The sequence below is a fragment of the Streptomyces sp. NPDC001822 genome (genome assembly GCF_042892135.1).
Lineage (GTDB): Bacteria > Actinomycetota > Actinomycetes > Streptomycetales > Streptomycetaceae > Streptomyces.
In genome coordinates this window covers 45654-70405 of sequence record NZ_JBIATW010000012.1, presented here as the reverse complement: position 1 = coordinate 70405, position 24752 = coordinate 45654, and the positions used below count along the sequence as shown (strand labels likewise).

The following is a 24752-nucleotide window of genomic DNA, read 5'->3' as shown; positions in this document are numbered from 1 at the left end:
TTCAGGCCCAGCGCGCAGGGGCGCAACGCAGCGCCGAGTGGCGGCGGGAGGGGGAAGTACGCCGGTCACTCACGACCACCATGGGGCGCGTCCAGCGCCCCACGACGCCGACACCGTCCTGCCGCGCCACGCGCGGAGGGACGCCTGGTCCAGAGGTTGCGACGCTAGTGCAGGGACGTTTCAAGAGGGATGGCTCGGGGTCGCCCCAGCCCCGCCAGGGCCGAGGGGAAACTCCGGCGGATCAGGAGCCGCGCGGCGGGAACGACCGCGGCGCCTCACCCCAGCACGCCCAGAATCCCGGCGCGGCGGGTGACGGCGGCGACCGGGCGCAGCGACCGGGCACCCAGAGCGGCGCGAGCGCGGACGTCACGGCGCCCGTCAAGCCGTCCGGCCCCAGCAACACGGGCTCGCGCATAGCCCTGCGCAACTGGCGCATCAGCACGCGTCTGGTCTCCCTGCTCGCTCTCCCCGTGGTCGCCGCGACCACCCTGGGCGGGCTGCGCATCAACGAGTCGATGAACGACATCGATCAGCTGGAGCACATGCAGCTGCTCACCAAGATGACGAAGCAGGCGACCGCCCTCGCCAACGCGCTCCAGGAGGAGCGCGACAAGTCGGCCGGCCCGCTGAAGAACGGCGTCAAGGCCACCGACTTCAAGGTCACCGAGCCCCGCAAGCGCACCGACCGTGCCGAGCAGGCCTTCCTCGAGGCCACGGACGAGATCGGCAACACGCCGGGCGACGCGGCGCTGGACAGCATCCACGCGAGCGTCAGCCAGATCAGCAACCAGCTCGGCAACATCACCAGCATCCGCAAGGACGCCTACGCGAAGGGCTCGCCGAGCCTCAACACGGTCGACCAGTACAGCCAGCTGATCACCTCCCTGCTGAGCCTCTCCCAGGACATGGCGCAGGCCACCAGCAACCCGGAGATGATCAAGCGCACCCGGGCCCTGGCCGCCTTCTCCTCCTCCAAGGAGTACGCGTCGGTCGAACGTGCGATCATCGCCGCGGCCCTGCCGGGCGGCGACAGCGACAAGACCGACCTGGGCCAGAACGACCAGGCGTTCGGCCGTAACGCGCTCCACAAGGCGGACACGACCCTCCAGACCTTCGAGTCGACCTACGAGTCGACCGGCAAGAGCTCCACCGATCTCCTCGCGCCGCTGGACAACGGCAACCCCGAGATCAAGGCCGCCGACATGTACGCGAAGCGGGTGCTCGACAGCCCGCTGGGCATGGCGGGCAACAAGACGCGCACGTACATGGACTGGTACGACCAGAGCTCCAACAAGATCCAGGCCATGAAGACCATCGAGGAGACCCTCCTCGGTGACATGGAGAGCAAGGCCCGCGAGCTCCGTGAGGAGTCGCAGCGCGACGCGATCCTCAACGGTGCGATCATCCTCATCGTCCTCGGCGTGTCGCTGGTCGGCGCCTTCGTCGTGGCGCGGTCCATGATCCGCTCGCTGCGCCGCCTGCAGGACACCGCGACCCGCGTCGCCCAGGACCGTCTGCCCGAGCTCGTCAAGCAGCTCTCCGAGACGGACCCGCAGGACGTCGACACCACCGTCGAGTCGGTCGGTGTCCACTCCCGCGACGAGATCGGCAAGGTGGCCGCGGCCTTCGACGACGTGCACCGCGAGGCGGTCCGACTGGCCGCCGAGCAGGCGCTGCTGCGAGGCAACGTCAACGCGATGTTCACCAACCTCTCGCGCCGCAGCCAGGGCCTCATCCAGCGTCAGCTCTCGCTCATCTCCGAACTGGAGTCCCGCGAGGCCGACCCGGACCAGCTGTCCTCGCTCTTCAAGCTCGACCACCTCGCGACCCGTATGCGCCGGAACGGTGAGAACCTCCTCGTCCTCGCGGGCGAGGAGCCGGGCCGCCGGTGGACGCGTCCCGTGCCTCTGGTCGACGTGCTCCGTGCCGCCGCCTCCGAGGTGGAGCAGTACGAGCGCATCGAACTGGCCGCGGTGCCCGCCACCGAGGTGGCCGGCCGTGTCGTCAACGACCTCGTGCACCTGCTCGCCGAGCTGCTGGAGAACGCCACGTCGTTCTCCTCGCCCCAGACGAAGGTGCGGGTCACCGGTCACGCGCTGCCCGACGGCCGTGTGCTCGTCGAGATCCACGACACCGGTATCGGTCTCTCCCCCGAGGACCTGGCCGCGATCAACGAGCGGCTGGCATCGCCGCCGACCGTGGACGTCTCGGTGTCACGCCGCATGGGTCTGTTCGTGGTCGGCCGGCTGTCCCTGCGTCACGGCATCCGGATCCAGCTGCGCCCCTCCGACTCCGGTGGTACGACCGCGCTCGTCATGCTGCCCATGGAGGTCGCGCACGGCGGCAAGCAGCCGCCGAAGCAGAACAACGGCCAGCAGGGCGGCGCACCCGGCGGGCTCCTCGCCGGCGGCGCTCCCGGCGGCGGGCAGCGTCCCGGCCTCGCGGGCCCCGCGGGGGCTCCGGCCAAGAGCCTGGGCTCGTCCGCCCCGGCCGGCCAGGTCGGCGCGGGTTCCGCGCCGCGGGCCGCGCTGCCCTCGCGCGACGGCGGACCGCGCCAGCAGCAGGGCAACGGCCAGCAGTTCGGCAACCAGCAGCCCCCCGGCCTGCCCAGCCAGGGCCGCCCGGAGGCGCCGCGTCAGGGCGGCGGACTCTCCGGAGCATTCGGCGGCGCCCGGATGGGCGCACGCGGACAGCAGGAGGGACCGGCGGGCACGGACCCGAACCGGCCGAACCTCTTCGGTCACTCCGGACCGCAGGCGGGCCAGCAGAGCGGCCCGCCCGCCCGGCAGGCTCCGCAGCCGCAGCAGGCCCAGTTCGGTCAGGGCGCGCCGCAGCAGCCCGGCGGCCCCGGCCGCCAGCTGCCGCCGTCCGGCGGACCGCGGGCCGAGCTGCCCGGCGGCAACCAGCAGCAGCACCCGCAGGCCCCGAACTGGGGTGCCGAGGAGCAGGGCGCCCCGCGGCGGCCGCAGCCGGACGTCCCGCGCGGTCACGAGGAGACGGACGCCGGACGCTTCGCGCGGCCGGGCAGTTCCGCCCCGAACCAGCAGTTCAGCCCGCAGAACCAGCGCCCGCCGGTGAACGACCCCCAGGGATACGGCGCCACGTCGGAGTTCGCCCGCCCGGACTTCTCCGCGCCGCAGGCGCCGCAGGTCCCGGACGTGGCGAGCACCGCACAGTTCGCCCGCCCGGACTTCGACGCCCCGATGCCGCAGGACCAGGGCTACGGCGCCCAGGCTCCGCAGCGTCCGCAGATGCCCGCGCCGCACCAGCAGGACAACGGCTACGGCGCACCGCGGCACCCGTCGCCTCCCGCCGGCGAGCTGCCGCAGCGTCCGGTGCTCCAGCAGCACGAGGTGCTGCCGCCCGCCGGCCCGGGTGACGGACGTACGCCGCTGTTCGACACGCTGGAGACGAACTGGTTCCACGGCCCGCAGCAGGGCAGCCAGCAGCCGCCCGCCGTCGAGCAGCCGCAGGCACCGGTCGCTCCCCAGCCCTTCGACAACCCGGCTCCGCCCATGCCCCGGCGTGGTGCGGCTGACGCGGCCGTCACGAGTTCCTGGCGCGCTTCGCCCAACGACGAGCTCGTGCGGCAGGCGGAGCGGGTCAAGAAGCCCGCCGCGGGCGGGATCACCACGTCCGGGCTGCCCCGCAGGGTCCCACGTGCCAATTTGGTACCGGGCACCGCTCAGCAGCAGAATCATCAGTCCGGACCCCAGGTTTCGCGTGCGCCCGATGACGTACGCGGCCGTCTGACCAATCTCCGCCGGGGCATCCAGCAGGGACGACAGGCCAACAACGGCTCGTCTACCGGCAGTTTCCATCTCGGCCCCACTCACCAGCAGGAGCGTTAGTTGAGCCCCATGAGTCAGGCCGCGCAGAATCTGAACTGGCTGATCACCAACTTCGTGGACAACACCCCAGGGGTGTCCCACACGGTGGTGGTCTCCGCGGATGGCCTGCTGCTGGCGATGTCCGAAGGTTTCCCGCGCGACCGCGCCGATCAGCTGGCGGCCGTCGCGTCCGGTCTGACGTCGCTGACGGCGGGGGCCTCCAGGATCTTCGAAGGCGGCGCCGTGAGCCAGACGGTCGTGGAGATGGAGAGGGGTTTCCTCTTCCTCATGTCCATCTCCGACGGATCGTCACTCGCCGTCCTCGCCCACCCGGACGCGGACATCGGTCTGGTCGGGTACGAGATGGCCCTTCTCGTCGACCGCGCGGGGACCGTCCTCACCCCGGATCTCCGCGCCGAGCTACAAGGAAGTCTGCTCCACTAGCCGGCCATGCGGCAGACGCCTGACACGATCCCCCCAGGTACTACTCAAAACCCTCACCCATCCGGCCGCACGAGCCCCCCACCGGCCACCTTCAGACCGCAGGCCGACCCCCTGCTGTCACGCCCGGAGGATTTATGACCCCGCCACCCGCCTCACCGGATCCGTACGGCGCACTGCACCACGCGTCGTACGACGGTGAAGGCGACCAGCCGCTGGTCCGTCCGTACGCAATGACCGGCGGCCGGACCCGGCCGCGTTACCAGCTCGCCATAGAGGCGCTGGTCAGCACCACGGCAGACCCCGCTCACCTCGGGACGCTGCTCCCCGAGCACCAGCGGATCTGCCACCTCTGCCGTGAGGTCAAGTCGGTGGCCGAGGTCTCGGCCCTGCTGTCCATGCCCCTGGGCGTGGCGCGGATCCTCGTGGCGGACCTGGCGGAAGCCGGCATGGTGGCCATCCACCAGCCGGGCAATGGAGAGGCCGGCGGCGCGCCGGATGTGACACTGCTCGAAAGGGTGCTCAGTGGACTTCGCAAGCTCTAGCGGCGGTACGGCCCGCGCCACCACCTCGGCGAAGATCGTGGTGGCAGGGGGCTTCGGCGTGGGTAAGACCACGTTTGTCGGTGCCGTCTCGGAGATCAACCCGCTGCGCACCGAAGCCGTGATGACGTCCGCATCAGCGGGCATCGACGACCTGACCCACACCGGAGACAAGACCACCACCACGGTGGCCATGGACTTCGGACGCATCACCCTGGACCAGGACCTCATCCTCTACCTGTTCGGCACCCCCGGACAGGACCGCTTCTGGTTCATGTGGGACGACCTGGTCCGCGGCGCCATCGGCGCCGTCGTCCTCGTCGACACCCGCCGCCTCGCCGACTGCTTCCCCGCAGTCGACTACTTCGAGAACAGCGGCCTCCCCTTCGTCATCGCCCTCAACGGCTTCGACGGACACCAGCCCTACACCCCCGACGAGGTACGCGAAGCACTCCAGATCGGCCCCGACGCTCCGATCATCACGACGGACGCCCGCCACCGCGCGGACGCCAAGAGCGGCCTGATCACCCTGGTCGAGCACGCCCTCATGGCTCGGCTGAAGTAGGCGCAAGTCCGTATCGATCTACGGAAGTTGCTGTAGTCGCACGGGGGCGGGCTGTGTCCTTTGACACGATCCGCCCCCGTGTTCATAACATTTCGACAGTGAATTGCCCCGCCATCGCCACCCGGCGCGTACGTCCGGTGCCGCTGCGCGCACACGAGCCTCGCCTTTTGACGGGGCTCGCTCTTTATGCCCGTTTTATCTTTGACGGGCGTCACTCGGAATTACATATTCCGACTGTTTGGAACGCGACCCGTCCGCGTGCTGCAATGCCTCGAACTACCGAGCAGTACGGCCCGTGAACGATAATCCGGCACAACGTAGGTGCCGACGCCGAGAGGTTGTTGGTCGAGTGAGGCGAAGCAACGAGGGCTCCGCAGCGCAGCCGGAGCGGGGCAACTTCACCCCACCGCGCGCCGCGGTGTCGCCTTCGGACACGTCCGAGGCGGAGCCGGCGGGTGGCAGCACCAGCCGGCTGTCACCGCGCAACTGGCGGGTGCCCACCCGGCTGAACGCGATTCTGCTCATACCCGCGCTGGTCGGCCTGGTCATGGGCGGCTTCCAGGTGAAGGGGTCGGTCGACACCTGGAACGAGGCCCAGGACGCGGAGAAGACGGCTCTCGTGGTCCGCGCGGCGGCGGCCTACGGACAGGCACTGCTGAACGAGCGTGACCTCAGCGCCCAGCCTCTGCTTTCCAACAAGCGCACCGCTTCCGAGGTCGAGGAGGTGCGTGCCACCACCGACGCCGCCGCCGCGAAGTTCGACGAAGCCGTGCAGGGCATGCCGGACAAGGAAGGGCTCGACCGCCGCCTGAAGCTGTTCAAGGTGGAGGAACCGCTTCTTCCGGAGCTGCGCAAGGCCGCCTACGCCGAGGCCATGGACCCGGTGAAGACGGAAGAGGGCTACACCAAGGTCCAGCACTCGCTCATGGAGTTCTCCAACGAGCTCGGCCTGGGCACCGGCAACATCACCAGCTACGGCCGGACCGTGTACGCGCTCGAGCTGGCCAAGGCCGCAGAATCGCTTCAGCGCTCGATCGGCATGCACCTGCTGGTGCGGCCGAGCCAGGAGGAGCGCAACTTCAACGGCCAGGTCACGGCGTTCAGCTCGTACAACTACCTGGAACAGATCGCACTCGGTGAGTTCCTCTCCGGCGGTACCGCGGCGGACGCGGCCCGCCTCAAGGAGGTCATGTCCGGCAAGGCCGCCGAGGGGGCCGAGCAGCTGAAGGCCGCCAAGGCCCAGGCGAAGGCCGCCGGGAAGCCCTTCGTCACGCCCCCGAGCATCGACGGTTCGGTGTTCGACGGAATGGCGCAGCAGATCGGCCAGGGCAAGCAGCCCGACGAGCTGAAGGCCAAGGGCATCACGCCCGAGACCTGGATGGCCGCGGCCACAGCGAAGTTCGACGGCTACACCACGGTCGAGAACGAGTTCGTGGACAAGGCGGTGACCGAGGCGGCGGAGATCTCCACCGACGCCAGGAACGACGCCATCCTCAACGGTGCGATCGTGATCATCGCGCTGCTGGCCGCCTTCATCATCGCCGGGCTCATGGCCCGCCAGATGAGCCGCTCGATGCGCCAGCTGCGTACGGCCGCCTTCGGCATCGCCGAGCAGCGGCTCCCGATGCTCGTCGACCAGCTGTCCCGGACCGAGCCCGGCCGGGTGGACACCCGGGTGCAGCCCATTCCGATCAACAGCCAGGACGAGATCGGCGAGGTCGCCCGCGCCTTCGACCAGGTCCACCGCGAGGCGGTCCGGCTCGCGGCCGAGCAGGCCATGCTCCGGGGCAACGTCAACGCGATCTTCACCAACCTCTCGCGCCGCAACCAGTCGCTGATCGAGGGCCAGTTGACCCTCATCACCGACCTGGAGAACAACGAGGCGGACCCGGACCAGCTGGAGAGCCTCTTCAAGCTGGACCACCTGGCCACCCGTATGCGCCGCAACGGCGAGAACCTGCTCGTCCTCGCGGGTGAGGAGCCCGGCCGCCGCTGGAACCAGCCGGTTCCGCTGGTCGACGTGCTGCGTGCGGCCTCGTCCGAGGTCGAGTCCTACGAGCGCATCGAGCTCACGGGTGTGCCGGAGAGCGAGATCCACGGCCAGGCCGTGACCGACCTCGTGCACCTGCTGGCCGAGCTGCTGGAGAACGCGACCACCTTCTCCTCCCCGCAGACCAAGGTCCGCGTCACCGCGACCCGGCTGCCCGACGGCCGGGTCATGGTCGAGATCCACGACAAGGGAATCGGCCTCACCGCCGAGGACTTCGCGGACATCAACCACAAGCTGGCCAACCCGCCGACCGTGGACGCCTCGGTGTCCCAGCGCATGGGTCTGTTCGTGGTCGGCCGGCTCGCCGACCGGCACGGCATCCGTGTCCAGCTGCGCCCCTCGGGCGAGCAGGCGGGCACCACCTCGCTGGTCATGCTGCCGGACCCCATCACCCACGGTGGCGGTGGCGAGTCCTCGTCCGAGGGGGACTTCACCGTCTCCTCGATCATTCCCGAGCAGCAGCAGGCGACCGCGTTCGACCCGATGCCGCAACCGGTCCCGATGCGTACGGCGGCGGAGCTCGGCTTCGACGACTCGCGCTACGACACCCCCGCGGCGGACTCCCCGCAGCTGGACCCGGTCAACCGCTCGCTGATGCGTGAGGAGCGGCGTGCCGCTCTGGAGGCGCAGACCGGCGGCGAACGCCAGGACTTCCAGGGCAACGGGGCCGCGCCGCAGCAGGGCTTCCCGCAGGACGCGTCGCAGCAGGGCTTCCCGCAGGAGCAGTACGGCCAGGGCCAGTACGCCCAGGAGCAGCAGTACGCACCCGAGCAGTACGCCCAGGGGCAGCAGGAGTACGCCCAGCAGCCCGGCTACGAGACCGGCTACGAGCCGTACGCCGCGGGGAACGGCTACCAGGAGCCGCAGCAGAACGGCTATGCGGAATCCGCGTACCCGGCCCCGGATGGTTCGCAGGAGCAGTACTCCGAGCAGTTCGCACCGCTGGGCGATCAGTCCCAGCAAGGTGATTGGGCAGCTCAGGGTTCCTACCAGGGTTCCTTCGAGCCTCAGGCGCAGTCCGAAACGGAATCTGCGCCGAGCGCTCCCGCCGAGGAGGCGGAGCGCGTAGGCTTCGACCGCCCGGGACCCACCCCCAGCCCCGGTCACGATCTGACCGAGGCGGGCCTCCCGCGCCGTGGCGCGGGCCAGCAGCACTGGCAGCCGACCGGGCGCGGAAACGATCAGCCCGCGGTGCCGGAACAGCGGCCGCGGCCGACCGCCCCGCAGCAGCAGGCGGAGGCCGCCGACGGCGACGACTGGCGTTCGGCGAACGACGAGCGCTGGGAACGGGCCGAGAAGCTCCGGGATCCGAAGGCCGGCGGGATCACCCCGTCCGGACTCCCCCGGCGCGTGCCCAAGGCCAACTTGGTCGAGGGCACTGCGGAGCAGACCCAGCAGGGCGGCCCACAGGTCTCCCGCGCTCCGGAGGACGTGCGGGGCAGGTTGAGCAACCTGCGCCGCGGGGTCCAGCGGGGACGTACCGCGGGGTCGGACACAAGTAATACCTACAACCAGGAGCGTTAGTGTGAGCCCGATGAGCCAGGCGGCGCAGAATCTCAACTGGTTGATCACCAACTTCGTGGACAGCACCCCCGGGGTGTCCCACACGGTGGTGGTCTCCGCCGACGGACTCCTGCTGGCGATGTCCGAAGGTTTCCCTCGTGACCGCGCCGATCAGCTGGCGGCCGTCGCCTCCGGCCTGACGTCGCTGACGGCGGGTGCTTCCAGGATCTTCGAAGGCGGTGCCGTAAATCAGACCGTTGTGGAGATGGAGCGAGGATTTCTCTTCCTCATGTCCATCTCCGACGGATCCTCACTCGCCGTCCTCGCCCACCCGGATGCCGATATCGGCCTGGTTGGATACGAAATGGCACTTCTCGTAGACCGTGCAGGAAGTGTCCTCACGCCCGATCTCCGCGCCGAGCTGCAGGGAAGTCTTCTTAACTAATAGACAGACAGTGCGTTTCTCGTCACCGCGCCATAAGGTGCGGTGGCGCGGCACCACTGGGATGGCGACCGGCAGTCGGAGGAGGAAACGTGGCAACACCCACAGGCGGACACCCGTACGAGGGCGGTCAGCGGGTCCCGGGTGAGCAGGGTGACAACCGTTTCAGCGCCCCCTCCATGCCCGGCAGACAGGGTCCGCAAGACCCTTACCAGCCGTATCAGCCCTACCAGCAGGCCCAGCAGGACGGCGACTGGCAGCAGGCCCAGCAGGGCGGCGACTGGCAGCAGCAGCCCGACCCCGGGTGGTCGCAGCAGCAGCCTCCGTACCAGCAGCAGCCGCAGCACGAACAGGGGCCGCCGCAGCGGTTCGAGGCACCGCCGTCCCGCATCCAGCCCGTCCAGCGGCAGGCGCCCGAGCCTGCGAAGCCCGCCGCGCACAACCCGCTGGTCCGTCCGTACGCCATGACCGGCGGCCGGACCCGGCCGCGTTACCAGCTCGCCATCGAGGCGCTGGTCAGCACCACGGCCGATCCGGCCAGGCTGCAAGGGCAGTTGCCCGAGCACCAGCGGATCTGCCGGCTCTGCATCGAGATCAAGTCGGTGGCCGAGATCTCGGCCCTGCTCTCGATCCCCCTCGGCGTAGCCCGGATCCTCGTCGCCGACCTGGCAGAGGCCGGACTCGTCGCTATTCATCAGCCCGGCGGCGACGAGGCCGCCGGCGGCCAACCAGCCGTGACACTGCTCGAAAGGGTGCTCAGTGGACTTCGCAAGCTCTAGCGGCGGAGCAGCCCGCTCCACTACCTCGGCGAAGATCGTGGTGGCAGGGGGCTTCGGCGTGGGTAAGACCACGTTTGTCGGTGCCGTCTCGGAGATCAACCCGCTGCGCACCGAAGCCGTGATGACGTCCGCATCAGCGGGCATCGACGACCTGACCCACACCGGAGACAAGACCACCACCACGGTGGCCATGGACTTCGGACGCATCACCCTGGACCAGGACCTCATCCTCTACCTGTTCGGCACCCCCGGACAGGACCGCTTCTGGTTCATGTGGGACGACCTGGTCCGCGGCGCCATCGGCGCCGTCGTCCTCGTCGACACCCGCCGCCTCGCCGACTGCTTCCCCGCAGTCGACTACTTCGAGAACAGCGGCCTCCCCTTCGTCATCGCCCTCAACGGCTTCGACGGACACCAGCCCTACACCCCCGACGAGGTACGCGAAGCACTCCAGATCGGCCCGGACACTCCCATCCTGACGACGGACGCCCGCCACCGCGCGGACGCCAAGAGCGCTCTGATCACCCTGGTCGAGCACGCCCTCATGGCGCGCCTGCGCTGATCCCTCGCCGCACGGCGAAGGCCCCGTACTCCTTGAGGAGTACGGGGCCTTCGTGCGTCCGGTGGGCCGTCAGGGCCCTGGAACGGCCTCAGCGGCCGTTCTCAGCCCTGCCAGCTGTGCGGAGCACGGAAACCGGGGGTGCGCTCCAGCCGGCGCCATCCGGCCGTGTCACGGCCGCGGCGGACGGGTGCCTCGGTGCGGCCGGCCGCCCGGGCGAGCAGGACCGCGGTGATGGCGGCGAGTTCCTCGGGGCCGGCCTCGCCCTTCTCGACGCGCAGGACCGAATCGGCGGGGGTGGCGCTCATGGTGGTGTCTCCGTCTTCTGGGCAGGTGGTCGCGGGCGTGGGCGGGATGACCGCTGCGGCTGCGACTACTGCGGCGGGTTGCCGTGCTTGCGGGACGGCAGGTCGGCGTGCTTGTTGCGGAGCATCGCGAGCGAGGCGATCAGCACCTCGCGCGTCTCGGCGGGGTCGATGACGTCGTCGACCAGGCCGCGCTCGGCCGCGTAGTAGGGGTGCATCAGTTCGGCCTTGTACTCCTTGACCATGCGGGCACGCATGGCTTCGGGGTCCTCGGCGTCCGCGATCTGGCGGCGGAAGATGACGTTGGCGGCACCTTCCGCGCCCATCACCGCGATCTCGTTGGTCGGCCACGCGTAGGTGAGGTCCGCACCGATGGACTGGCTGTCCATGACGATGTACGCGCCTCCGTAGGCCTTGCGCAGGATCAGCGAGATCCTCGGCACGGTCGCGTTGCAGTACGCGTACAGGAGCTTCGCACCGTGGCGGATGATCCCACCGTGCTCCTGATCGACGCCGGGCAGGAAGCCGGGTACGTCCAGCAGAGTGACGATCGGGATGTTGAACGCGTCGCACATCTGGACGAAACGCGCGGCCTTCTCGGACGCCTCGATGTCCAGCACACCCGCGAGGGCCTGCGGCTGGTTGGCCACGATGCCGACGACCTGGCCGTCGAGCCGCGCCAGGGCGCAGACGATGTTGCGGGCCCAGCGCTCGTGGACCTCCAGGAAGTCGCCGTCGTCGACGAGCTCCTCGATGACCTTGTGCATGTCGTACGGGCGGTTGCCGTCGGCCGGGACCAGGTCCAGCAGGACGTCACCGCGCCGGTCGGCCGGGTCGTCGCTCGGGTGGACCGGCGGGTTCTCCCGGTTGTTGGAGGGCAGCATCCCGATGAGGTAGCGGACCTCGGCGATGCAGGTCTCCTCGTCGTCGTACGCGAAGTGCGCGACGCCCGAGGTCTCGGCGTGCACGTCGGCGCCGCCGAGGCCGTTCTGGGTGATCTCCTCGCCGGTGACCGCCTTGACGACGTCCGGACCGGTGATGAACATCTGCGAGGTCTCACGGACCATGAAGACGAAGTCGGTGAGCGCGGGGCTGTAGGCGGCGCCGCCCGCGCACGGGCCGAGCATCACCGAGATCTGCGGGATGACACCGGAGGCCCGGGTGTTGCGCTGGAAGATCCCGCCGTATCCGGCGAGCGCGGACACGCCCTCCTGGATACGGGCGCCCGCGCCGTCGTTCAGCGAGACCAGGGGGGCACCGGCCGAGATGGCCATGTCCATGATCTTGTGGATCTTCGTGGCGTGGGCCTCGCCCAGCGCGCCGCCGAAGATGCGGAAGTCATGGGCGTAGACGAACACCGTGCGGCCGTCGACCGTGCCCCAGCCGGTGATGACACCGTCGGTGTAGGGCTTCTTGGTCTCCAGGCCGAATCCGGTCGCCCGGTGCCGGCGCAGCTGCTCGACCTCCTTGAACGATCCCTCGTCCAGCAGCAGCGCGATGCGCTCCCGGGCCGTCAGCTTGCCCTTGGCGTGCTGCGCCTCGGTCGCCCGCTCGCTCGGTCCACGACGGGCCTGCTCGCGCAGCGCCAGCAGTTCGGCCACGCGGCCACGGGTGTCGCTGGGCTCGCCCGGGATTTCGTCCACAACGGTCATGCATCGACCCTACGAAGCCGGCAGCACAAAACCGCCGTCCACTCCACACAGTCTCGTGCCCGGTTTCCTGGTAACACCTGACAGAAGCCACGCACCATGCAGCCCATCCGCCAGCCCGGCGGGCTTGCGCTTTGTAGAGCTCCGACAAACGCTCCGTTGTGGCCCCGGACACATCGGGGCCCGCGCGCCACGCCGCGGATCCACCGGGGCGGCCGACCGGTGACACCACAATGGCAGAGGCCGGGCCCGGAGCCGGCCCCGGCGCGCCACCGCTCGAACGGGTGACGCCCGCACCGCGCATCGCACCGCTCCGGCCCCGGGCGGCGCCGCACCGCGCGCGACCGGCACACGTCGGTCGCGCACGTCGCCCGACCGTCCGCGACACCCGTCCGCGCACACCGATCCGCCGGCACCTTCAGAGCCTGTTCACGATACGCGTCCGAACCCGGCCCCGCTGTCGTGAAATCCCGCCCGGAGGCGTCGAGTTGTAAAGAAAGAGACGTTCTTGAGAGCGCTCTCAGTCATAACTCTTGACGGTCGCGGGAGGCGTGGCGAGAGTAGTGCGCATCGCAGACGGCCTCACGGCCGCCCCTCCCCGCTCCACCCCCCACACCCCTGCCTGCGACCCCCCACACCCCGGGAGTTCCCTCGTGATTTCGCGCAGAACGTTCCTGACGGGCGCCGCCGCCTCCGCGACCGCGCTCACCTACCCGGTCTGGGGCAGCGCCCTCAGCCCGCGCACGTCGGCCGCCCCGGCGACCTGTGAACTGGCTCTGGAGAACCGCTCGTTGCCCGGCACCGTGCGCGCATACGTCACCGGCCACGAACAGGGCACCGACCGCTGGGTCCTGCTCCGCCCGGACGGCGGCGTCTACCGCCCCGACTCCCCCGGCGCCCCGCAGACACCCCTGCCGGTGGACTGCGCCATCCCGCTCAAGGCCGCGGGCGCCGGCCCGGTCGTCCTGACGCTGCCGCAGATGTACGGAGCGCGGGTCTACTTCGTGCGCGACGACAAGCTGGACTTCTATCTGAACCCGGGTCCGTCCCTGGTCGAGCCCGCCTTCGCGACGGCGACGGACCCCAACTACGGCCGCACCTGGTCGTTCTGCGAGTTCACCTTCAATCCCCAGCAGCTCTACGCCAACATCAGCTACGTCGACCTCGTGACGGCGCTGCCGATCGGCCTGACCCTGGAGGGCGACGCGACGCACACCGTGGCGCCTCTTCCGGACGGCGCGGTCCAGCGCATCGCGGACGACCTGACGGCCCAGGCGGCGGCCGACGGGCAGCCCTGGGACAAGCTGGTCACCCGGGGCCAGGACGGAAAGGTGCTGCGGGTCGTCTCGCCGCAGAACCTGATGGCGCCCTTCTTCGACCGGCCCGACCAGATGCCGTTCCGCGACCTGTTCACCGCCCAGATCGACCAGGTGTGGGAGAAGTACCGCTCCACAGACCTGCGGATCGACCTGCAGGGCGGCCGGGGCACCCTGGCGGGCCGGGTCAGCGGTGACACGCTGACCTTCGAGGGCGGGCACACCTTCGTGAAACCGACGTCGAAGGACATCTTCACCTGCAACCACGGGCCCTTCACGAACAACCCGGGTGACTCCGACGACAAGAAGGCGCTGCTCGCCAGGATCGCGGCGGGCTTCAACCGGTCGATCATGCTCAGTCATCCGCAGCAGCCCAACGGGACCACGGTCGCGGACTACTACAAGGGGGCCGTGACGAACCACTGGTCACGCGTCGTCCACGCGAACTCCCCCATCGGATACGCGTTCCCCTACGACGACGTGCGCCCCGACGGCGAACCGGACGTCTCGGGCGCCGCGCACGACGGGAACCCCCGCCGCTTCACGGTGAGCGTCGGCTCCTGACCGACCGCACGACGCCGGGCCGGACGCCGCTGCTGATCCACGGTGTCCGGCCCGGCGTCGTGTCCGGCACCCGTGCGACGGGGTGCGGGCGCGACGGTGCCCCCGGCTCCGACCGGACCGGGGGCACCTCGCGCGGGGTCCGGTGCGTCAGCAGCCGCCGCAGTTGTAGTAGGTCACGTCCCAGTGGTTGCCCTCGTCCGCGTAGATGTTGCCCGATCCGGACTTGTACTGGGGTGCCCCGTCGCCGCGCAGGCCGATGTAGCTGAACACGCCCTTCACGTAGTTCGTCAGGCAGGTGGTCTTGCCGAAGTCGAGCTTGTAGCCGTTCCAGTGCGAGTACGTGCCACTGGCGTGGCCGGTCTCGGTGCCCCCGGTGATGTTGAGCGCGCAGCCCGTGGCGCTCTTCAGCGTCTGGGCGCCCTGGGCGGTGGCGAGGTTGAGCTGGTCGAAGGACGTACAGGTGGAGACGTTGCGGTTGGAGCAGCCGCCCGACGACGACCAGGTGATGCCGGAGGAGCTGAAGCGGGACGTCGCCTGGGAGTGGGTGAGCTTGGTGGCCGCGTGCGCCTCGGTCGCACCGCCGCCGAGCACGCCGACGCCGGGCGCGAAGAGCGCGCCGAGGACGAGGGCCAGAGCGGTCAGGGCCGAGCGGAGTCCGATACGGGTCAGCATGGGGAAATCCTCCTGCTCATGACAATTTTCGGGGCAGGGAGATAGTGCCCGAGCTCTACGCGCGTCCGCCAGGGGGCAGCAGCGGCCCCGCGGCGCCGACCGCGATTTTCGGACCGGCCTGGACCCTTGATGTTGAACGTTGAACAAAAACCCGCTACAGTCAATCTCGTTGAAGGTTAAACCAAAACGTCGACGGCTTGTCGTACAGATCACGCCGGACACCGCCCGAGGAGAAGCCATGGCTCTGTTCAATCGCAAGAACGCCGCCCCGTCCACGACCGCCACCCTCGCCGTGGACCCGGCGCTGGCTGCGCTGACCGGCACCTACACGATCGACCCCAGCCACAGCAGCATCGGTTTCACCGTGCGTCACGCCATGGTCACGAACGTTCGCGGCTCCTTCGGTGAGCACGAGGGCACGCTCACCCTGGACGGTGCCAACCCGGCCGCCTCCTCCGCCTCCATCGACGTCCAGATCTCCAGCGTGGACACCGGCATCGCCGACCGCGACGGCCACCTCGTCAGCGGCGACTTCTTCGACGCCGAGAAGTTCCCCCTGATGACCTTCCGCTCCACGCACGCGGAACAGCTCGGCGGCGACTCCTACCGCGTGACCGGCGACCTGACGATCAAGGACGTCACCCGTCCGCTCTCCATCGACCTGGAGTTCAACGGCTCCGCGACCGACCCCTACGGCAACGAGCGCGTCGGCTTCGAGGGCAGTGCCGACATCCTGCGGTCCGACTGGGGCCTGACCTGGAACGCCGCACTGGAGACCGGCGGCGTCATGGTCAGCGACAAGGTCAAGCTGACCTTCGACATCTCCGCCATCAAGGCCGCCCCGCAGGCCTGACCCGCCCCGAGCGAGTGCGCCCGCCCGCCGGCCCTCCCCTCCGGGGGAGGACGGCGGGCGCTCGGCGTTCACGGAGCGACGGCCGGATCGGGCGCCCTCGCCGGTGACGGGCGGCTCACGCCGCGCGGCGGACCTTCAGCGCGTTGTCCGTGCGGGTGGTGGGGTTCCCGTCGGGGTCGTTCTGGACCCGCTCGTGCTCCCCGCTGAGCAGCACCTCCCACTGCCCGTCCGGGAGTTCGAGGGAGGCGAGCACCTCGTCCGTCGTCGGCAGCTCCATGTCCGCGTGGCCGTGGTCCCAGGAGGGGAAGCCCGCGTGTCCGACGATCAGGAGCACACCACCGGGCGCGACGGCCTCGGCGGCCCGCCGCAGGATCCGTTCGCGCGGCAGGTCGCCCATGGAGTGCAGGAACTGTGCGGAGACCAGGTCGTACTCCCCCGCCGGGAACGTGGCCCCCAGGTCGTGCCACTGCCAGTCCACCCGGTCCGCGACGCCGGCGTCGGCCGCGTGCACCGCCGCCCGCTCCAGCGCGACGCGTGAGATGTCGGTCGCGGTGACCTGCCAGCCGCCCCGCGCGAGCCAGACCGCGTCGGCCCCCTCACCGCAGCCGAGGTCGAGGGCGCGTCCCGGCTTCAGGTCCTCGACCTCACGGACCAGGACGGTGTTGGGCTTCCCGCTCCAGATCCGGTCGCTCTCGCGGTACCGGTCGTCCCACATCTCGGCGTCGGTCCTGGTGCTGTCGGTGGTCATCGCGTCTCCTGCAGTCCGTGACGGCGGTCCCCGAGCACACGCTCGGTGACCTGGCGCTCGGCCTCGGCCGAGAAGGGGGTGCGGCGTGCCTCGACCGCGCGGGCGGTGTCGTCGGTGACGAGGTCCATGTTGATCATCGATGCGGCCTTGAGCCCGGCGGCGGCCGCGCCGACGACCTGTTCCATGAGGTTGGCGACGTTACCGGCCACCCATACCCCGGGCACATCGGTGGCTCCGGAGGGGTCGGCCGCGATGTAGCTGCCGACGACGTGGTCGCCCATCAGCATGTCGGTGGGCACCAGCCCGAGGCTCTCCAGGACCGCCGACCGCGCGGTGAACCGGGGCTGGACGACGACCGCCTCCCGGGGGATCACCGCGCCTCCGGCCAGCCGCACACCGGTGAGCCGGCCGTCGGTCACCTCAAGACCGGCCACCGCGCCCTCCACCACCGCAACACCCCGGGCGGCGAGCTGCTCGTACTCCTCGTCGGTGAAGTCGGGCCGCTCGTGGCGGAACAGCACCACGTCGTCGGTCCACTGCCGCCAGAGCAGGGCCTGGTGGACGGCCATGGGGCTGAGCGCCAGCACGCCGACCGGCCGGTCCCGCACCTCCCAGCCGTGGCAGTACGGGCAGTGCAGCACCTCGTCGCCCCAGCGCTCGGCGAGGCCCTCCACCGGCGGCAGCTCGTCGACGATCCCCGTGGTCACCAGCAGACGACGGGCCTCGACGGCTTCCCCGTCCGCCCGCACGACACGGAATCCGCCGCCCGGCAGCCTCTCGGCCGAGACGACCTCGCCCCGGACGATCCCGGCGCCGTACTCCGCCGCCTCGGCCCGGCCGATGGCCAGCAGCTCCGAGGGCGGGGTGCCCTCCCGGCCAAGGTAGTTGTGCACGTGGGACGCGGGCGCGTTGCGCGGGCTGCCCGAGTCGATCACGAGCACGGAGCGCCGGGCCCGGGCCAGGGCCAGGGCCCCACTCAGCCCGGCGGCCCCGCCGCCGACGACCACGACGTCGTACCGCTGTTTCGTCTCGCTCATGCGAATCACCTCCTGTTACGGGAGATGGTGCGCCCGGTGTTCCGATACGACAAACTTGCTTGCCGATCCGGCAAACTCGCACCAGACCGTCTTGCCCGGACTCCGCTCCCCCACCCCCCAGGCGTCGGCGAGCGCTCCGACGAGCAGCAGGCCACGTCCGTACTCCGCGTAGGGGCCGGGGCCGGGCTCCTCGCGGACCTCGCCGCCCCCGCTGTCGTGGACCTCGATCCGGAGCGCGTCCTTCCAGGTCAGCTGCACGCGGAACCCCCTCCCGGGCGGGACACCGTGGACCAGCGCGTTGGTGGCGAGTTCGCTCACGCAGAGCAGCACGTCGTCGGCATCCACCCCGCACGCCCAGTCGGCCAGGGCTTCACGGACGAACTGGCGCGCGAGGGGGACGGACCTGCGCTCACGGCGGTAGAACGCCTCGCGGAAGGGGACGGGTTGCGTTGATTGATTCACGGGACGACTGTCACAGAACGTCACTACTGTGGGTCACCGCGTCAGGTCGTACACCGCTTCTGTACGGGCGCTGACGGGTCCGGCGGGGTTCGCGTACGGGGAGAGGCACTTCATGCACTCGGCGAAGAAGAACAAGCGGGTCACGTCCTGGCACCTCATCGGCGCGCAGCTCGCCGCCTTCCGCCGGGCGGCCGGGCACACGCAGACGTCGCTGGCCGACCGGTTCTGTGTCGGCGAGGACACGATCGCCTCGATCGAGCAGGGGCGACGGGCGCTCCAGGCGGACTTCGCGGCGCAGCTGGACGAACTGCTGGACACCAAGGGCGTGTTGCGGGTCGCCGTGTCGAAGGTGCCGCAGAAGGAGCGGTTCCCGGCGTTCGTGCAGGACTTCGTGGAGTACGAGCAGGAGGCGGTGACGCTGCTGTCGTACGAGAATCAAGTGGTTCCGGGGCAGCTGCAGACGGAGGAGTACGCGCGCTTCTTGTTCTCCTGCCTCTATCCGCCACTCGAAGAGGAACAGCGCGAGGAGTGGGTCGTCGCCCGGATCGACCGGCAGCGACTCCTCGAACGCAGGCCGCGCCCCATGCTCCACTTCATCCTGGAGGAGAGCGTCCTGCGCAGCGAGATCGGACCCCCCGCCATGCGGCAGGACCAGATCCGACGCCTGCGCGAGAGCATGGAACTGCCCTTCCTGGGACTGCAGATCATGCCCATGAAGCTCCCCAAACACGCCGGTCTGGCCGGGCCGGTGGTCCTGCTGGAGACACCGGATCACGATCATCTGGCCTATGTGGAAGCGCAGTTGACCAGCGTCCTCCATGACGATCCGGACACCGTAAGTGTCCTCCACCAGAAATATGGGATGCTGCGTTCGCAGGCGCTTTCCGTCGAGAACAGTGCGCGCCTACTGGACGACCTGCTTGGAGCGTCATGACTCGCGTGGCACACGGCACACATCTCTCGTGGTTCAAGTCCAGCCACAGCAGCGACCAGGGCGGCAACTGCCTCGAAGTCGCCTACGACTGGCACAAGTCCAGCTACAGCGGCAGTGAAGGCGGCGACTGCGTCGAGGTCTCCGCCCACCCCGCCGCCGTGCACATCCGCGACTCCAAGGTTTCCGACGGCCCCGAGCTCACCGTGCCTCCGGCCGCCTGGGCCGCGTTCCTGAGCATCGCCGGCCGCTTCCCGGCGTAACCGGCACCCCCGCACCCCTCCCGCTCACCCGGTGAACATGCCGATCAGGCCGTGGGGTGCGTCGGCGCCGAACATGCGCTCGTGCAGGAGGACGGCCTCGCCGGCCTCCTCGGAGCTGCGACGGAACATGGCCTCCTCGTAGGCCGTGAGCGCGGCCTCGACGTCGTCGGGGCGCGCCGCGATGGCCCGGCCCAGTTCCGCGCCGTCGTACATGGCCAGGTTGGCGCCCTCGCCGGACGGGATCATGAGGTGGGCGGCGTCGCCCAGCAGGGTCACCCCCGGCACCCGGTCCCACCGGTGGTCGTCCGGCAGGGTGTGGAGCTGACGCAGCACCGGCGCGGTCTCGCCGTCCGTGATCAGCGCGACGAGCTCCGGCGCCCAGCCGGCGAACTCCTCGGCGATGCGTGCGGTGGCGGCGGCGGAGTCGGTGAAGTCGATGTCCGCGAACCAGTCCTGCGGCTTGGAGAGCGCGACGTAGGTGTGGAGGGTCCCGCCGTTCTCGCGGTGCGCCTGGATCCCCTTTCCCCGCGTGAGCGCGAACAGGGACCCGCTGCCCACCGCCTTCGCACTGGCCGGGTGCCGGGTGTCGCCGTCGAACAGGTAGGTCTCGACATAGGAAGTGCCGGCGTACACGGGCCGGGCGCCGGAGAGCAGCCGCCTGACCCTCGACCACGCACCGTCGGCACCGACGAGCAGACCGGTGGTCACGGAAGGCCTGTCGGCGAAGGAGACCTCGTGGCGGCCGTCGCCGAGGGACCGGACGCCGGTGACCTTGTGGCCCCACCGGACGGTGCCGTCCGGGAGTGAGTCGAGCAGGACGCGGCGCAGGTCCCCGCGAAGTACCTCCGGGCGCCCGCCGGCGCCGTCGTCGGGCTCCTCGAACAGGACGGCGCCGTCCCGGTCGAGCACGCGAAGGGCTTCGCCGCCCTCGTGGATGATCGCGCGGAACGCCTCGGTGAGACCGGCCGCTTCGAGCGCGATCTGCCCGTTGTTCTCGTGGATGTCGAGCTGGCCGCCCTGCGTGCGGGCCTCTGCCGAGGGCTCGGCCTCGTAGACCGTCGCGGGGATGCCGTGGACGTGCAGGACGCGGGCGAGCGTGAGGCCGCCGAGTCCGGCTCCGACGATCGTGACGGAAGTGCGCATGGTCGCTCCTTCGTGGCGGAGACCGCCCGGTGGGCCGGCCCGGACTGAACCGGGCTCGATCTGGAATGCCGTTCCACCCATGTTGGAACGGCGCTCCAGATATGTCAAAATGGCCGCATGGCAACGAGCACCCGCCGGTCAGCACGGCGCACGGAGGCCCTCTCCCGGGAGCGGATCGTCGACGCCGCCGTCGAACTCCTGGACACGGTCGGCGAGGGCGGGCTCACCTTCAGGGCACTGACCGAGCGCCTGGCCACCGGACCCGGGGCGATCTACTGGCACGTGGCGAACAAGGAGGAACTCCTGGCCGCCGCGACCGAGGGGGTCCTCGCCGCCGCCCTGACCCTCGCCTCCTCCGAGACGGCTGCCGCCTCCTCCGGCTCCCGCGCGTCCGCGGAGTCGCCGCAGGACGGGATCCGCGCCGTCGGGCTCGGCCTGTTCGACGCGATCGAGAAGCACCCGTGGCTCGCCACCCAGCTCGCCACCCAGCTCTCCCGGAGCCCCTGGGGGTCGGTGGCGCCGCGGATCTTCGAGAGCATCGGCCGGCACGTTCGCGCGCTGGGCGTACCCGAAGAGAGGTGGTTCACGGCGACTTCGGTGCTGGTGCACTACATCCTCGGCGCCGCCGGCCAGAACGCGGCGAACGCCGAGAGCGGCCGCGCCCTCGCGCCGGGCGTGGACCGGCCCGAGTTCCTCGACAGCGTGGCGAGGGCGTGGGAGGAACTCGACCCCGAGGACTACCCGTTCACCCGGGCCGTCGCGGGCCGGCTGCGCGACCACGACGACCACGAGCAGTTCCTGTCCGGCATCGACCTCGTCCTCGCGGGCCTCACCACCGGATAGCGGTCACCGGGCCGTTCCACGACGCCGTGCCCGCCGGGCCCTCCTACGGGTGCTGCCCCGGGCCGTCGGTGTGGGGGGCGAGGCGGGTGGGCGAGAGAGCGGTGTCCTCCTCGCCCGGCTCCAGCAGGGTGGCGGCGGCGCCCACGACGAGGGGGTCCGGCTTGCCGACCGCATCAGGGTCCTTCGCCGCGTAGTCGACACGGGCGAGGAGGCTCCGCATGGCTTCGAGGCGGGCCCGGCGCTTGTCGTTGCTCTTGACGACGGTCCACGGGGCGTGCGCGGTGTCGGTCGCGCGGAACATGTCGATCTTCGCCGTCGTGTAGTCGTCCCACCGGTCGAGCGAGTCGATGTCCGTGGGCGACAGCTTCCACTGACGCACCGGGTCGACCTGCCGGATGGCGAAGCGCGTGCGCTGCTCGGCACGGGAGACGGAGAACCAGAACTTGACCATGATGACGCCGTCGTCGACGAGCATCTTCTCGAACGCCGGGCACTGCTTCAGGAAGAGTTCGTACTCGGGCGGGGTGCAGAATCCCATGACGCGTTCGACGCCCGCCCGGTTGTACCAGGAGCGGTCGAAGAACACGAGCTCGCCGGGCCCGGGCAGGTGGGCCACGTAGCGCTGGAAGTACCACTGCCCCCGCTCGCGGTCCGTGGGCTTGTCCAGGGCCACGATGCGCGCGCCACGCGGGTTGAGGCGCTCGGTGAACCGCTGGATGGTGCCGCCCTTGCCCGCCGCGTCGCGCCCCTCGCACACCACCACGACGCGAGCGCCGGTGTCCTTGGTCCACCGCTGGAGTTTCAGCAGCTCGATCTGCAGGATGCGCTTGGTCCGCTCGTACTCCTTGCGACGGATCCTGCGGTCGTACGGGTAGTTCTCGCGCCAGGTCTTTATGGGCCTGCCCGCGTCGTCGAGCAGGACGGGCTGTTCCGGCCTGCTGGTGTCGACGGTCAGGCCGTCCAGCAGCTGCTTCTCCACCTGGTCAGGTTCCACCGGACCAAGCCTGTCACCCGTTCGCCCGCCGCGCCACCAGATGACGTGGGGGGCCGTGACGGGCGCGCGCATGGCCCTCGGGACCGGATACACCCGGCCACGCAAGTAAGGTAAACCTAACAGCGCCAGGTCAGCGCCCTGCTGCCCGCCCCCACGAGGTTCGGAGAACCCCTTGTCGAACGCCGCGCCCGCGGTGGCCCCGGCCGCTCCCGTCGACACCGCGAACCCCTTGGCCGGAGCCGTGCCCCTCGAATCGGCCGAGCAGCTGCGCGAGATCATGGGCGAACCGTGGCCCATCGTGATCGAGAAGGTCCACGACGAGCTGACCGAAGCGGATGTCGACCTGCTGGCCCGCTCGCCGTTCTGCGCCGTGTCCACCTCGGACGCCGACGGGAACTGCGACACGTCCCCGCGCGGAGGCGAGGCGGGCTTCACCCGGGTCCTGGACTCCCGGACGCTCGTGATGCCCGACCTGCCGGGCAACCGGCGCGGGGACAGCTTCCACAACATCCTGGCCAACCCGCACGTGGGCCTGCTGTACCTGATACCGGGCGCCATGACGGTGCTGCGGATCAACGGCCGGGCCCGGATCCTCACGGACGCTCCGGTATTCGACGAGATGAGGGTCAAGGGCCGCCGGCCCGACCTCGCCCTGGTCGTGGACATCGACGAGATATACCTGCACTGCCCGGCGTCGCTGAAGCGTTCGGGCGTGTGGGCGCCGGAGACGTGGGAGGAGCGGCCCGCGGGGAAGGGCCGTCCCGCCCAGTGAGCTGAGCTCCTGGCGCCGAGGCGGGGCGTTACCAGGGGCGGCCCGGGCGCGGGGCAGGCCCTCAGAACCCGCCGCCCCCGTCGAAGCCGCCGCCTCCGCCTCCGCCGAAACCTCCGCCGTCACCGAAGCCGCCGCCGTCACCGAACCCGCCGAAGCCGGAGGAGTCGAAGTCGGACCCGGACACGTCACCGCCGCTCCAGTCGCCGCCGCCGAAGTCGCCTCCGCCGTATTCGGCCGCGTAGGCCGGGGTGGAGAGTGCCGAGCCCAGCACCGTGCCGATCAGGAGGCCGGGCAGCAGGCCGCCGCCGAAGTAGCCGCCGGCCCAGGGGCCGTAGGCCGGACCGGCCTCCCAGTACGGACGGCGGCGGCCGTCGCCGACGTCGACCGTGCGGCTCATGGGGTCCTCGCCGTCCCGCAGCCGCATCTGGTCCGCGCCGCAGACCGGCACCTCGCGGGCCGCTCCGCCCGCCGGTGTCCACATGACGTCGGCGACCGAGGGGCCGTGACGCGGGTCGAAGAAGCAGGGCGGCCGGCGGGCCGGCAGTTGACGGTGCTTGCGCCGGGCGTCCAGGACGGCGAGGGAGAACCGCCCGTCCTCCAGGGCCTTGGTGACCCCGCGCACGTCGGAGGGGTGGCGGGCGTTGCCCATGCGGGACTTGGCGTCCTCGTAGGAGTCCAGCGCGCGTTCGTAGTCGGCGCGCATCGCGTCGTCGGCGCCGGGCTCCCCCGGCTTGAAGTCCAGCCGGTCGAGCGTCTCGCCGTACGCGGTGATGTCCTCGTCCACGACCACCCGGAGCCTTTCGAGAGCGACCCGCTCCTCTTCCTCCTTGCGCTTCCTGTTGCGCCGGACGACCGTGAACGCGATCGCGCCGCCGGCCACGACGACACCGCCGAGGACGATCAGACCGGCCGCAGGCGCGCCGCTCGCCGAGCCGTCCCCGGTGCCGCCGGACCAGGAGGCCGGGGCGTTGCCCCGCGCCTGGTCGATCGCACTGTCGACGAAGGCGTTGAGCTGGGTCGCGGCGTCGGTGTCCGTACCGGGGGCCTTCACCGCCGTGGTGAGGTTCTCCACGGCCCGGGTCGGCATCACCTGGGGATCCGCGCCCGCGCTGAACCCGTCGCCGAGGCGGACCGCGTAGACGCCGGTGATCCCGGTGTCGCTGCGCAGGTTCCGCAGGAGGTTCTCGGGCGGGTACTGGGACGTCGCGGGCAGCACGGCCACGAAGACCGGCTTGTCGGCGTCCTTGATCTTCTTCTCCAGGGCCGCCTCCTGCGAGACGGAGAGGTTCCCGCGGGCGGCCGGGTCCACGTAGACCGGGCCCTGGCGCAGTGCGCGGCCGGCGTCGTCGATGGTGGAGGTGGCGGCCTGGGCGGCCGGGGACAGGGCCAGCACGGCCGCTGAGAGCATCAGCAGCAGGACGGCCCACAAGGGGGCGAACAGCCTCTTCCGCATACTCCGAAAGTAACCCGAACGGGCGACGAATGCGTC

Annotated in this window: 23 protein-coding genes; 14 read left to right on the top strand and 9 right to left on the bottom strand. The window is 70.5% G+C overall.

The genetic code is table 11. The features are described 5' to 3' along the window. The first annotated feature begins 167 nt into the window (after nucleotides 1–167). From ACFYY2_RS25455 to ACFYY2_RS25420, 8 genes are all read left to right on the top strand, one after another. Entirely contained in the window at nucleotides 168–3851 is a 3684-nt protein-coding gene (locus tag ACFYY2_RS25455) for a nitrate- and nitrite sensing domain-containing protein (protein WP_388746754.1), read from the top strand. A 9-nt stretch (nucleotides 3852–3860) separates the two neighbouring features. Continuing rightward, nucleotides 3861–4274, top strand: a complete 414-nt coding sequence (locus ACFYY2_RS25450; protein ID WP_006127850.1) for a roadblock/LC7 domain-containing protein — start codon at nucleotides 3861–3863, stop codon at nucleotides 4272–4274. 134 nt (nucleotides 4275–4408) lie between these two features. Next, the gene (locus tag ACFYY2_RS25445) at nucleotides 4409–4816 is read left to right on the top strand and encodes a DUF742 domain-containing protein (protein ID WP_003966010.1); all 408 of its coding nucleotides are present in this window, start codon (nucleotides 4409–4411) and stop codon (nucleotides 4814–4816) included. After that, on the top strand, nucleotides 4797–5378 hold the full coding sequence (locus ACFYY2_RS25440; RefSeq protein ID WP_015611636.1) for an ATP/GTP-binding protein: 582 nt from the start codon (nucleotides 4797–4799) through the stop codon (nucleotides 5376–5378). The genes ACFYY2_RS25445 and ACFYY2_RS25440 overlap by 20 nt, the downstream gene beginning before the upstream one ends. Nucleotides 5379–5727: 349 nt before the next feature. Further along, nucleotides 5728–8952 (top strand): nitrate- and nitrite sensing domain-containing protein, encoded by a 3225-nt coding sequence (locus ACFYY2_RS25435; protein WP_388746750.1) that lies wholly within the window; start codon nucleotides 5728–5730, stop codon nucleotides 8950–8952. 10 nt (nucleotides 8953–8962) lie between these two features. Beyond that, nucleotides 8963–9376 carry a roadblock/LC7 domain-containing protein gene (locus ACFYY2_RS25430; protein ID WP_327114137.1) on the top strand — a complete coding sequence of 138 codons (414 nt, stop codon included), beginning with the start codon at nucleotides 8963–8965 and terminating at the stop codon, nucleotides 9374–9376. 89 nt (nucleotides 9377–9465) lie between these two features. Further along, nucleotides 9466–10152: a DUF742 domain-containing protein gene (locus ACFYY2_RS25425; protein WP_388746747.1), complete on the top strand. Its 687-nt coding sequence runs from the start codon at nucleotides 9466–9468 to the stop codon at nucleotides 10150–10152. After that, nucleotides 10133–10714, top strand: a complete 582-nt coding sequence (locus tag ACFYY2_RS25420; RefSeq protein WP_014048542.1) for an ATP/GTP-binding protein — start codon at nucleotides 10133–10135, stop codon at nucleotides 10712–10714. Before ACFYY2_RS25425 ends, ACFYY2_RS25420 begins: the two co-directional genes overlap by 20 nt. 101 nt (nucleotides 10715–10815) lie before the next feature. Here the strand turns inward: ACFYY2_RS25420 and ACFYY2_RS25415 are convergent, their stop codons facing one another. Both ACFYY2_RS25415 and ACFYY2_RS25410 read right to left on the bottom strand, forming a co-directional pair. Continuing rightward, nucleotides 10816–11019, bottom strand: a complete 204-nt coding sequence (locus tag ACFYY2_RS25415) for an acyl-CoA carboxylase subunit epsilon (RefSeq protein ID WP_388746745.1) — start codon at nucleotides 11017–11019, stop codon at nucleotides 10816–10818. 65 nt (nucleotides 11020–11084) lie between these two features. Continuing rightward, on the bottom strand, nucleotides 11085–12668 hold the full coding sequence (locus ACFYY2_RS25410; RefSeq protein WP_388746742.1) for an acyl-CoA carboxylase subunit beta: 1584 nt from the start codon (nucleotides 12666–12668) through the stop codon (nucleotides 11085–11087). A 650-nt stretch (nucleotides 12669–13318) separates the two neighbouring features. Here ACFYY2_RS25410 and ACFYY2_RS25405 point away from each other — a divergent pair. Continuing rightward, on the top strand, nucleotides 13319–14545 hold the full coding sequence (locus ACFYY2_RS25405; RefSeq protein WP_388746739.1) for a glycoside hydrolase family 64 protein: 1227 nt from the start codon (nucleotides 13319–13321) through the stop codon (nucleotides 14543–14545). Between the two features lie 147 nt (nucleotides 14546–14692). Here ACFYY2_RS25405 and ACFYY2_RS25400 read toward each other — a convergent pair whose 3' ends face one another. Further along, the gene (locus ACFYY2_RS25400) at nucleotides 14693–15217 is read right to left on the bottom strand and encodes a hypothetical protein (RefSeq protein WP_388746737.1); all 525 of its coding nucleotides are present in this window, start codon (nucleotides 15215–15217) and stop codon (nucleotides 14693–14695) included. A gap of 238 nt (nucleotides 15218–15455) precedes the next feature. Here ACFYY2_RS25400 and ACFYY2_RS25395 point away from each other — a divergent pair, with 238 nt between their 5' ends. Then, a complete protein-coding gene (locus ACFYY2_RS25395; RefSeq protein ID WP_388746734.1) occupies nucleotides 15456–16070 on the top strand; it encodes a YceI family protein in 615 nt (204 codons plus the stop codon). Nucleotides 16071–16185: 115 nt separating this feature from the next. Here the strand turns inward: ACFYY2_RS25395 and ACFYY2_RS25390 are convergent, their stop codons facing one another. From ACFYY2_RS25390 to ACFYY2_RS25380, 3 genes are read right to left on the bottom strand one after another with little or no spacing between them, the layout of a single operon-like run. Further along, nucleotides 16186–16818, bottom strand: a complete 633-nt coding sequence (locus ACFYY2_RS25390) for an SAM-dependent methyltransferase (protein WP_388746731.1) — start codon at nucleotides 16816–16818, stop codon at nucleotides 16186–16188. Next, nucleotides 16815–17855, bottom strand: a complete 1041-nt coding sequence (locus tag ACFYY2_RS25385) for an NAD(P)/FAD-dependent oxidoreductase (RefSeq protein WP_388746729.1) — start codon at nucleotides 17853–17855, stop codon at nucleotides 16815–16817. The genes ACFYY2_RS25390 and ACFYY2_RS25385 overlap by 4 nt, the downstream gene beginning before the upstream one ends. A 15-nt stretch (nucleotides 17856–17870) precedes the next feature. Further along, on the bottom strand, nucleotides 17871–18317 hold the full coding sequence (locus ACFYY2_RS25380) for an ATP-binding protein (protein ID WP_388746726.1): 447 nt from the start codon (nucleotides 18315–18317) through the stop codon (nucleotides 17871–17873). A 112-nt stretch (nucleotides 18318–18429) separates the two neighbouring features. On the opposite strand from ACFYY2_RS25380, the gene ACFYY2_RS25375 reads away from it, so the two are divergent. Then, nucleotides 18430–19251, top strand: coding sequence for a helix-turn-helix domain-containing protein (locus ACFYY2_RS25375; RefSeq protein WP_388746724.1), 822 nt, complete (start codon nucleotides 18430–18432; stop codon nucleotides 19249–19251). Continuing rightward, nucleotides 19248–19511, top strand: a complete 264-nt coding sequence (locus ACFYY2_RS25370; protein WP_388746721.1) for a DUF397 domain-containing protein — start codon at nucleotides 19248–19250, stop codon at nucleotides 19509–19511. The genes ACFYY2_RS25375 and ACFYY2_RS25370 overlap by 4 nt, the downstream gene beginning before the upstream one ends. Nucleotides 19512–19535: 24 nt before the next feature. Here ACFYY2_RS25370 and ACFYY2_RS25365 read toward each other — a convergent pair whose 3' ends face one another. Further along, nucleotides 19536–20654, bottom strand: coding sequence for an FAD-dependent oxidoreductase (locus ACFYY2_RS25365; RefSeq protein ID WP_388746718.1), 1119 nt, complete (start codon nucleotides 20652–20654; stop codon nucleotides 19536–19538). A 117-nt stretch (nucleotides 20655–20771) separates the two neighbouring features. Here ACFYY2_RS25365 and ACFYY2_RS25360 point away from each other — a divergent pair, with 117 nt between their 5' ends. After that, the gene (locus tag ACFYY2_RS25360) at nucleotides 20772–21497 is read left to right on the top strand and encodes a TetR/AcrR family transcriptional regulator (protein WP_388746715.1); all 726 of its coding nucleotides are present in this window, start codon (nucleotides 20772–20774) and stop codon (nucleotides 21495–21497) included. A gap of 43 nt (nucleotides 21498–21540) precedes the next feature. Here the strand turns inward: ACFYY2_RS25360 and ppk2 are convergent, their stop codons facing one another. Beyond that, entirely contained in the window at nucleotides 21541–22476 is a 936-nt protein-coding gene (gene ppk2, locus ACFYY2_RS25355) for a polyphosphate kinase 2 (RefSeq protein ID WP_388747106.1), read from the bottom strand. A gap of 187 nt (nucleotides 22477–22663) precedes the next feature. Between ppk2 and ACFYY2_RS25350 the strand changes: the two genes are divergently transcribed. Next, entirely contained in the window at nucleotides 22664–23263 is a 600-nt protein-coding gene (locus ACFYY2_RS25350) for an MSMEG_1061 family FMN-dependent PPOX-type flavoprotein (protein WP_388746712.1), read from the top strand. Nucleotides 23264–23324: 61 nt separating this feature from the next. Here the strand turns inward: ACFYY2_RS25350 and ACFYY2_RS25345 are convergent, their stop codons facing one another. Further along, nucleotides 23325–24716 carry a hypothetical protein gene (locus ACFYY2_RS25345; RefSeq protein WP_388746709.1) on the bottom strand — a complete coding sequence of 464 codons (1392 nt, stop codon included), beginning with the start codon at nucleotides 24714–24716 and terminating at the stop codon, nucleotides 23325–23327. Between the last annotated feature and the right edge of the window lie 36 nt (nucleotides 24717–24752).

What these genes read in the sequence shown, in the direction of transcription:
- ACFYY2_RS25450 (WP_006127850.1), top strand. Translation starts at nt 3,861, where the DNA reads ATGAGTCAGGCCGCGCAGAATCTGAACTGGCTGATCACCAACTTCGTG.
- ACFYY2_RS25445 (WP_003966010.1), top strand. Translation starts at nt 4,409, where the DNA reads ATGACCCCGCCACCCGCCTCACCGGATCCGTACGGCGCACTGCACCAC.
- ACFYY2_RS25430 (WP_327114137.1), top strand. Translation starts at nt 8,963, where the DNA reads ATGAGCCAGGCGGCGCAGAATCTCAACTGGTTGATCACCAACTTCGTG.
- ACFYY2_RS25415 (WP_388746745.1), bottom strand. Translation starts at nt 11,019, where the DNA reads ATGAGCGCCACCCCCGCCGATTCGGTCCTGCGCGTCGAGAAGGGCGAG.
- ACFYY2_RS25410 (WP_388746742.1), bottom strand. Translation starts at nt 12,668, where the DNA reads ATGACCGTTGTGGACGAAATCCCGGGCGAGCCCAGCGACACCCGTGGC.
- ACFYY2_RS25400 (WP_388746737.1), bottom strand. Translation starts at nt 15,217, where the DNA reads ATGCTGACCCGTATCGGACTCCGCTCGGCCCTGACCGCTCTGGCCCTC.
- ACFYY2_RS25395 (WP_388746734.1), top strand. Translation starts at nt 15,456, where the DNA reads ATGGCTCTGTTCAATCGCAAGAACGCCGCCCCGTCCACGACCGCCACC.
- ACFYY2_RS25390 (WP_388746731.1), bottom strand. Translation starts at nt 16,818, where the DNA reads ATGACCACCGACAGCACCAGGACCGACGCCGAGATGTGGGACGACCGG.
- ACFYY2_RS25385 (WP_388746729.1), bottom strand. Translation starts at nt 17,855, where the DNA reads ATGAGCGAGACGAAACAGCGGTACGACGTCGTGGTCGTCGGCGGCGGG.
- ACFYY2_RS25375 (WP_388746724.1), top strand. Translation starts at nt 18,430, where the DNA reads ATGCACTCGGCGAAGAAGAACAAGCGGGTCACGTCCTGGCACCTCATC.
- ACFYY2_RS25370 (WP_388746721.1), top strand. Translation starts at nt 19,248, where the DNA reads ATGACTCGCGTGGCACACGGCACACATCTCTCGTGGTTCAAGTCCAGC.
- ACFYY2_RS25365 (WP_388746718.1), bottom strand. Translation starts at nt 20,654, where the DNA reads ATGCGCACTTCCGTCACGATCGTCGGAGCCGGACTCGGCGGCCTCACG.
- ACFYY2_RS25360 (WP_388746715.1), top strand. Translation starts at nt 20,772, where the DNA reads ATGGCAACGAGCACCCGCCGGTCAGCACGGCGCACGGAGGCCCTCTCC.
- ACFYY2_RS25345 (WP_388746709.1), bottom strand. Translation starts at nt 24,716, where the DNA reads ATGCGGAAGAGGCTGTTCGCCCCCTTGTGGGCCGTCCTGCTGCTGATG.